9 protein-coding genes and 1 tRNA gene are annotated in these 8863 nt (G+C 30.1%); 2 read left to right on the top strand and 8 right to left on the bottom strand.

What is annotated here, in order from left to right:
• Positions 1–40: 40 nt before the first annotated feature.
• The 5 genes from HMPREF1552_RS07620 to nagB form a co-directional block, all read right to left on the bottom strand.
• Positions 41–116: transfer RNA gene (locus HMPREF1552_RS07620), tRNA-Val, on the bottom strand.
• Between the two features lie 91 nt (positions 117–207).
• Positions 208–714, bottom strand: coding sequence for a PSP1 domain-containing protein (gene ricT / locus HMPREF1552_RS07625; protein WP_021744569.1), 507 nt, complete (start codon positions 712–714; stop codon positions 208–210).
• A complete protein-coding gene (gene radC, locus HMPREF1552_RS07630) occupies positions 711–1430 on the bottom strand; it encodes a DNA repair protein RadC (protein WP_021744570.1) in 720 nt (239 codons plus the stop codon). Before radC ends, ricT begins: the two co-directional genes overlap by 4 nt.
• Before the next feature lie 111 nt (positions 1431–1541).
• Positions 1542–2690 carry an N-acetylglucosamine-6-phosphate deacetylase gene (gene nagA / locus HMPREF1552_RS07635; protein WP_021744571.1) on the bottom strand — a complete coding sequence of 383 codons (1149 nt, stop codon included), beginning with the start codon at positions 2688–2690 and terminating at the stop codon, positions 1542–1544.
• Positions 2691–2705: 15 nt separating this feature from the next.
• Positions 2706–3539: a glucosamine-6-phosphate deaminase gene (gene nagB, locus HMPREF1552_RS07640; RefSeq protein ID WP_021744572.1), complete on the bottom strand. Its 834-nt coding sequence runs from the start codon at positions 3537–3539 to the stop codon at positions 2706–2708.
• Positions 3540–3745: 206 nt separating this feature from the next.
• Here nagB and HMPREF1552_RS07645 point away from each other — a divergent pair, with 206 nt between their 5' ends.
• Together HMPREF1552_RS07645 and rfbC are read left to right on the top strand one after the other, a co-directional pair.
• A complete protein-coding gene (locus HMPREF1552_RS07645) occupies positions 3746–4951 on the top strand; it encodes a dTDP-glucose 4,6-dehydratase (RefSeq protein ID WP_021744573.1) in 1206 nt (401 codons plus the stop codon).
• Positions 4952–4981: 30 nt separating this feature from the next.
• On the top strand, positions 4982–5554 hold the full coding sequence (rfbC, locus tag HMPREF1552_RS07650) for a dTDP-4-dehydrorhamnose 3,5-epimerase (RefSeq protein WP_021744574.1): 573 nt from the start codon (positions 4982–4984) through the stop codon (positions 5552–5554).
• A gap of 125 nt (positions 5555–5679) precedes the next feature.
• On the opposite strand, the gene HMPREF1552_RS07655 is transcribed toward rfbC, so the two are convergent.
• The 3 genes from HMPREF1552_RS07655 to HMPREF1552_RS07660 form a co-directional block, all read right to left on the bottom strand.
• The gene (locus HMPREF1552_RS07655; RefSeq protein WP_039901413.1) at positions 5680–6708 is read right to left on the bottom strand and encodes a family 16 glycosylhydrolase; all 1029 of its coding nucleotides are present in this window, start codon (positions 6706–6708) and stop codon (positions 5680–5682) included.
• Positions 6709–7219: 511 nt separating this feature from the next.
• Complete coding sequence (locus tag HMPREF1552_RS12310; protein WP_021744576.1) at positions 7220–7453, bottom strand: hypothetical protein; 234 nt, start codon at positions 7451–7453, stop codon at positions 7220–7222.
• 197 nt (positions 7454–7650) lie between these two features.
• Positions 7651–8484, bottom strand: coding sequence for a glycosyltransferase family 2 protein (locus HMPREF1552_RS07660; protein ID WP_021744577.1), 834 nt, complete (start codon positions 8482–8484; stop codon positions 7651–7653).
• Between the last annotated feature and the right edge of the window lie 379 nt (positions 8485–8863).

Below are 8863 nucleotides of genomic sequence, written 5' to 3' on the forward strand. Positions count from 1 at the left end.
GGCAAGCACTCTAACCAACTGAGCTACACCTCCAAATAAATGGTGGTCACAACTGGGCTCGAACCAGTGACCCCCTGCTTGTAAGGCAGGTGCTCTCCCAACTGAGCTATGCGACCACACTTATATTACTTAATAAGTATAGCATATCTTTTTCTATTTTTCAACTACTTTTTTTCCCAAAAAAAATTTTTTTCATAACAATATATTCTACCAGTAAATTTCTCTTCCATATTTTCCAAAGGCAGAAAGTATTCTTCCCTCATCATTTGTCTTAATCTGATAAAATTCTACCCTTTTTTTAAAAGTTCTGTTTACTTCCTTTACGAGTTCTCTAAAATCGAGTCTGTTGTTAGCCGTAAAATAAAATATAAGCTTGCTTTCATCAAACGTATATTCCCCGATAACAAGATTCATTTCAGGAAGCAGTTCCTTTACTATTTTTTTACACTTAAAATAAGCATCATCCGCTTTTTTATCCAGTTCCATCAATTTTTGAACCTCTCTGCTTGAAAGCTTTCTTTTAACTTCCCTAATTTTTAAGTCATCTTGTTCGCTATTTTCCTTATTCAAAGCAATTCCTAAAACTATTCCAATCTGCTCTCCACGGATAGTGTCAACAAGCACATAATCCCCTTTTTTATAATTTTCAGTATCGTTTATCATAAACGGATAAACTTTTTTTGTCTTTCTGAACTTAATATTTATTATCTTCACAATATTCCACCTTCTAAAAAACTAAAATATCCCTTCTCACTTATTATAAGATGATCCAGAAGCCTTATTTCAAGACTTTCAAAAACCTCTTTTATTTTTTTTGTCAATCTGATATCGGAATCTGATGGTCTTAGTGAACCTGCTGGATGATTATGCACTAGAATTACTGATTTCGCATTGTATTCAAAAATTTTTTTTATCAGTTCACGTATGTAGACTGTACTTCTGTCAATTGTTCCACGAAACAGCTCCTCTTCCTTCAAAAGTTCATTCTGAGTATTTAAAAAGAGTACTTTAAACACCTCAACATCTCTTTTCAGTAACGAATATTCTAAATAATTCATAAGTTTTACATTACTGGATAAGGTAATTTTTTTATTATGTACTTTTTTGTAAAGTCCATTTTCGATTATCTCAAACAGAAGTTTCAGAAACACTATCATTCTTTCAGTCACATACTTATTTTTTCTTAGTTCCTCCTCAGACTGTTTCAGAAGCGTATACAAATCTCCATATTTTTTTAGCAAATTCTTAGCAATTCCCCTACAATTCTTTCTAATAACAGTATACGTGAGCAGCAGCTCCAGAAGTTCATAATCCAGAAATCCCTTCACTCCTGTTGAAAGGAATCTCTTCCTAAGCCGTTCTCTATGCCCTTTTTCCTGCTCTTCAGTCAATTTATTTCCAAATATCATCTCTCTATTATCCTCTATCATTTTCCCCCCAAAAAATGCATATCAAACTTTATACAAACAGTTTATCATAAAACGAAAAAAATAACAACATCTCCAAAATTCATTTCAATATTGAATCATTAAAAATTTCAATTAATAATTTGTCAATTTTCCTTTACTAATTGTTCCCTTTATATTAAACTTGTCATCAAAGTACGTCAAATCTGCAACATACCCTTCCTTTATAAATCCATATTTTTCATCCACAGCTACAGCTTCTGCTGGATAAGAAGTAGCCATTCTAAGTGCTTCTTCTAGCGAAACATGAACTTTTTCTACAAGATTTTTTACTCCATCAATCATAACTAAAGCTGATCCGCCTAGTGTCCCTTCTGGCGAAACACATTTACCATCCTTATATAAAACTCTATTTCCTTCAAACATAAATTCTGTCATATTATCAGTTCCAGCAGGACTAACAGCATCTGTCACAAGATAAAGCCGATCTTTCAATATTTTCTTAGCAATTTCCACAGAAGCAAAATCCATGTGAAGTCCATCAACTATTATTCCGCAGTTTGTAGTATCATTATTGAATAAAAATCCTACAACTCCAGGTTCTCTCGAATCCAATGCTCTCATGGCATTATACAAATGCGTAGCACAATTAAAATAGTCTTTCTTTTCCATACATTCTTTATACGTTGCATTCGTATGCCCCACAGCGATATTAATCCCTGCTTTTTTTAATATTTCAAGATGTTCGACTTTAGCCTTTTCAGGTGCAATTGTTATTATTTTTGTAGCTTCAGATCCTGCATTCGCTATTTTTTCTATCATTTCATCAGATAGAACTCTTATGTATTCAGGACGATGAATTCCTTTTTTCTCAACACTTATATAAGGTCCTTCTATGTGAAGCCCCAAAACTCCAATTTCTTCCTTATCTTTTATTTCATTCATAAGATTTAGAGCTTTTTCTATTTTCTCATCTGGAGAAGTTATAAGTGTTGGCAAAAACGAAGTACATCCGTATCTCTTATTAGTTTCATTCATTATCTCAAGTGTCTTTCGTGAAATATCATCATTAAACAGCACTCCTCCACATCCATTAATCTGCAAATCAATAAATCCTGGCGACAAAACCATCCCTTTGGCATCGACCAATTCCTGATTTTCTAATTCTTTTTCATCAATCAATGAAAAATCCGTTACTTTCTTTATAAATTTTCCTTCCAAAACAACGGTGTCTTCCTCAATAAATTTTTCCCCGTCAAATATCTTTGCATTTTTTATAATCATTTCAATAATTCCTCTCTATTTTGCTAATTCTATTAAATATTTTTTATATTCTTCCAAATTCAAATTTTTTGCCTCAATTTCCTTAAAATATCTGTACGTTTTTACTTTTATATCTGAAGCTGCCATCTCATCAATTACTAATACAGCCCTTCTATGCAGCTGCAAAGCAGAAATTGTCCAAAGATGATTTACTCCGCCTTCTACGCCATGATAAACTGCACGAGCCTTTTTGTAACCATTTGCAAGAATCATAACTTCCTTTGAATCCATAAGTGTTCCTACACCTATTGTTAATGCCAATTTTGGTACTTTTTCAATATCATTGTCAAAAAATCTAGAATTTGCCAAGATTGTATCATAAGTCAGATCCTTGTCACGTGTGTGTGATGAAAGCGATGAACCTGGCTCATTAAATGCAATATGTCCGTCTTCTCCAACTCCACCTAGAAATAACTGTATTCCACCTGCTGCCTTTATTTTGTTCTCATAATCTTCACATTCTTTTTCCAAATCCTCGGCACATCCATTCAGAATATTTATATTTTCTTTTTTTATATCAATATATTTAAAAAAGTTTTCGTTCATAAAATAATGATAACTTTGCGGATCTTCTGGTTTCAATCCCACATATTCATCCATATTAAAAGTTACAATATTTTCAAATGATAATATTTTTTCATTGTATAAATTTATCAATTCCTTATAAGTTGCAAGCGGTGTAGAACCCGTAGGAAGTCCTAATACAAAAGGCTTTTCTTTTGTAGGATTAAATTTTAATATTTTCTTAGCTATCTGATATGCACTCCATTTTGCAACTTCATCAGCATTTTTCAAAATAATTACACGCATTCAATTCACTTCCCTTAATAATTTTAAAAATTTAAATTTCTATTAAAACAAATCTATTACTATTATATAACCTTTTTCAATTATGTCAAGCATATTTTCAAACTTAATAATTTTGTTTGGAAAAAACTAAAAAAAATTGTATAATTTAACTGATGTTATTAATATAGAAAACTATATGTAAATAAATAAATTAATTAGGAGGAAATATGAAAACATATTTAGTGACAGGTGCTGCAGGCTTTATCGGTGCCAATTATTTAAAATATATTTTGAATAAATATAAAAATGATGAAATTAAGGTAATTGTTGTAGATGTGCTAACTTATGCTGGGAATTTAGGTACAATTGCTGAAGAAATTAAAGATGAAAGAGTAAAATTTGAAAAAGTTGATATTCGTGACCAAAAGGAAATTGCGAGAATTTTTTCTGAAAATGAAATTGATTTTGTTGTAAACTTTGCAGCCGAATCACACGTTGACCGTTCTATTGAAAATCCACAAATATTTTTAGAAACAAACATTCTTGGTACGCAAAATCTTTTGGAAAATGCTAAAAAAGCATGGACTGTTTCAAAAGATGAAAATGGATATCCAGTTTACAGAGAAGGTGTAAAATATTTACAAGTTTCCACAGACGAAGTTTACGGAAGTCTTTCAAAAGATTATGACACAGCGATTGACTTGGTAATTGATGATGAAGAAGTGAAAAAAGTTGTAAAAAATAGAACGAATTTAAAAACTTACGGAAAAAATTTCTTCACAGAAAAAACTTCACTTGACCCAAGAAGCCCATATTCAGCTTCCAAAGCGAGTGCCGACCACATCGTAATTGCCTACGGTGAAACTTACAAAATGCCAATAAATATTACAAGATGTTCAAACAACTACGGACCTTACCATTTCCCAGAAAAATTAATACCACTTATGATTAAAAACGTACTGGAAGGTAAAAAGTTGCCAGTTTACGGAAAAGGGGACAATGTAAGGGATTGGCTTTACGTAGAAGATCACTGTAAAGGAATCGACTTAGTTTTAAGAAATGCCAATATTTACGAAATTTACAATATTGGTGGTTTTAACGAAGAACAAAATATTAATATTGTAAAACTGGTTATCGACATTTTAAAAGAAGAAATTGAAAATAATGACGAATATAAAAAAGTTCTAAAAACTGACTTGCAAAATATAAATTATGATTTGATTACTTATGTTCAAGATAGACTTGGACACGATATGAGATATGCCATCGACCCTTCAAAAATCGCAAGAGATTTAGGATGGTATCCAGAAACAGATTTTGAAACAGGTATCAGAAAAACTGTAAAATGGTACTTGGAACATCAGGACTGGGTAAATGAAGTAGTCTCAGGAGATTATCAAAAATATTACGAAGAAATGTACGGAAATAAATAATCAAATTTATATAAAAAAAGGAGCAAATTAATGAACAATTTTACAATAAAAGAAACCCCAATAAAAGATTTAGTAATAATCGAACCAAAAGTTTTTGGAGATGAAAGAGGATTTTTTATGGAAACTTACAACCAAAAATCCTTTGAGGAATTAGGACTTACCATGAACTTCGTCCAAGACAATCACTCAAAATCCAAAAAAGGCGTTTTACGTGGACTTCACTTCCAGACAAAGCACACTCAAGGAAAATTAGTACAAGTAATAAAAGGAAGTGTCTACGATGTGGCAGTTGATTTAAGAAAAGAAAGTGAAACTTTTGGAAAATGGTACGCAGTAAAATTATCTGCTGAAAACAAATTAATGTTCTACGTTCCAGAAGGCTTTGCACATGGATTTCTAACACTTGAAGATGAAACAGAATTTGTTTACAGATGTACAGATTTATATGCTCCAGAATACGACAGCGGACTTTTATGGAGCGACAAAACTTTAAATATCGATTGGAAATTTGAAGAATTTGGAATAAATCCCGATGAACTAACAATTTCTGAAAAAGACAAAGTTCAGCAGAAATTTGATAAAAACAAAAATTATTTTGAATAATAAAAAAATCTAAAATTAGCTATTTCTTAACTGAGATAGCTTTTTTCTTTTACAAAAAAGACAGAAAAACTTTTTTTCAAAAATCTTCCTGCCTAAATTATTTCTTCTACGCCAATCAAATTAAATCATTTTTTTTGGTAAACTCTTACATAGTCAACTTTCATTTCTGTTGGGAAATCCACATCTCCGTCTTCTCCTGTAATTTTGCTTAACGCAACATTTATTATTATAAAGTAAGGCTGATTAAATGGATTCTGCAGCCCTTTCCTTTCAAGTTCCTTGTAAGAGAATTTTTTATATACTTTATTATTAAATAACCATTTTATTTCTTTGTCATCCCATTCTACTGCATAAGTATTAAAGTTAGTCAATTTTTCTCTAGGCCATTTACTTAGCTTATAATCATCTCCATCAAACGTTTCATATGTGTTATCGCTCTTCAGTACGTGAAGCGTTCCAGTCGCACGTCTCATATCGTTTCCATACGTTTCCACTATATCTATTTCCCCAATAGCTGGTCCTCCTGACGCTTGAGAATATCCCGCAGGCCACATCCAAAACGCAGGCCAAGTTCCTACACCTTCTGGCATAGCCGCCCTCATTTCAATTTTTCCATATTGAATATTGTAAGTATTTCTCGTATGTACTGCCCCTGAACTGTAAAGAATTCGTCTCTCTGTTCCATTTACATTAACCTTTTTATTAGTCTCCTTTTTCAATTTAATAACCATATTCCCATTTTCAATTTTTACATTGTCCTTAAGATAATAGTGCTTTGCATCAAACCCATACTGATTAACTAAGTTTCCATTTTCATCTAGATAATTTCCGGGATTCCATGGGTTTCCATAATCCCAATAATCCCATTTTTTTGTATCTAACTGACTTCCGTTAAATTCATCATACCACACTAATTTCCATTCTTTACCCTTAATTTTTGAAATAAAAGAATTTATTTTATTTTTTTTAGATTTCTTTCTTCCTTCCTCTTTTACAATTTCGATGTTTTCAGTCTTTCTACTAATATCTTGTATTTCCTTTTCTCTAACTTCCATCCTACCTTCATTTTTTACTCCAATATTTTCTTCTCCTGCTGCAAACACAGTATTTCCTATTATTATCAGCAGAATTGCTCCCAAAAACATTTTTTTCATTGTCATATTCTCCTTTTTAAATTATACTCAAATCTTCCATTAAATAATTCTTATGCAAAGTTATATACCTAAATATTTTATACTAATTTAAAAGGAAAATCAATTAGAAAACTTTTCTTAAAAATAGATAATTTCATTAAAATAACCTTATTTTTTATACGTATCTCTCCTCGACTAAACATTAACTGATAATAAATACTAAAATTCCTAAAAAAATCTTTTCTAAAACATGTCTTAAAACTCTAAAATCAGTAATATTTTTAATGATTATCAAATAAAATACTCATAATCAGTTAAAACATTGCTATCATATCTACTACAATATAAAGAAAAAGCATAGAAGAAGCACGCAAAGAAAATATGAAATCTCAAAGAATTAATGGAATAAAAAACATACATTTCCTAAAACTAAAACAGGACATCCAGGCAAATATTTCCAATGCTGTCCTTCGAATTGCCTGCAGTAGTACGCCCTGTAGAGATTTTCCTAAACATTTTAGTTCACTGAAAACTATGTTTTCACGTTTTTATAAATGACACGATAAAGATACTCTTTATAAGTTCTCTTTTTGAAGCAGAGAAACTTCTTATTTTTCATAATCCTATAGCCACGATAATACAAAATCATAATTACAAGCCTGTTAGACACAGGCAACTTTTGCAGATATCCATATCTTAAATGTTCAACTCTGTATGCTTTATTCAAAAGTTCCATCATTTTATCAAAGGAATTTTTTAATACCAAAAATTCTCTGATATTTTTTTATTTCTTTAATATTATTTATCATTTTTATCACCAGTATTATTATCCCCTAATATTATTCTTTAAACAGTATTATCGAATTAGGTCAATTTAATAAACTTTAAAATGTTTGATTTTGATTATTTCCAAATATATTCTATTTTATTTCATATAAATACAAAAATAATTTCTATAATAATTTATTTTTTATATTTTTTCATACATTCTCTATTTTTCTCTTTTCTCTCCTTATCAAAAAACCATCCCCACTTATTAAAATATTTTATAGCTGAATTCACATGCAGGAGCATCATTTTCCGTGACTTATAAGATGCCTTACCATGCTCATGAATTATCTCCGCCTCTGGATAAAAAACAGTCCTATACTTCTTTCCAACCCGCCTACACAAATCATAATCTTCCATATACATAAAATATCTCTTATCAAACCCACCAATTTCCTTCAAAACATCTGTTCGTACAAAAATAAAACACCCCGACAAAATCGGAACATCGATTATTTCCTTATAATCATACCATTTCATTTCATAATCATAATCCAATTTCTTAACAACCGATTTTAATGGTAAAAATCTTCTAAATATCAAATTCACAGGCGATGGCAACAATCTACAAGATTTTGTCACTTTTCCATCAGTTCCATATATTTTTGGCCCAATCTGCCCAATATTTTTATTCTCCCTCATATATTCTACAATTTTCTCAATAGTATTTTCCTCAAAAAAAACATCAGCATTTACCATCAAATGAAACTCTGATTTTGTTTCTTCCGAACCCAATCTCTTAATCACAACATTATGCCCTGCTCCAAATCCACCATTTGAATTATTAAAAATATACTCAATTCTATCATCTAAAAATTCTTCTACAAACTTTCTTAATTCATCCTTTTCAGAATTATCTGAAATCCACAGTTTAAATCTAAGTTCTATCTTCTGAAAACAACATATAATCCTCTTTAACTCTTCCTGCTTCGTATTATAAGTAACAATACAAGCTGTAAAATCATACATAATCTAACCTCTATCCACATTTTTTATTAAAAAAATTATACTATTTTTCCCATAATCAAACAACTAAATTTTTACATATCGTACTTCTCTTATCTTAATTTTACCATTTCATTTTTTATAAATCCATTAGTATTAATAAAAATTCTTTAAACCATTATAAATCAATCTATAACAGTTAGAAATTAGACATAAATTCTCTATCTATATTTACACTTGATAACACAATAATAAATCGTATAAAAAATAAAAGTAACATTTTCTAACTAGTATGTAATCAAAATTCATGAAATACCCCTATCCAAATATAAAATAACATAAAAACATTCAAAAGTTATATAAAATTGTATATATAATAAAACCTATTTAAAACTGAACTATT

Origin of the sequence: Leptotrichia sp. oral taxon 879 str. F0557, from assembly GCF_000469385.1 — a bacterium.
GTDB classification, from domain to species: Bacteria; Fusobacteriota; Fusobacteriia; order Fusobacteriales; family Leptotrichiaceae; genus Leptotrichia; species Leptotrichia mesophila.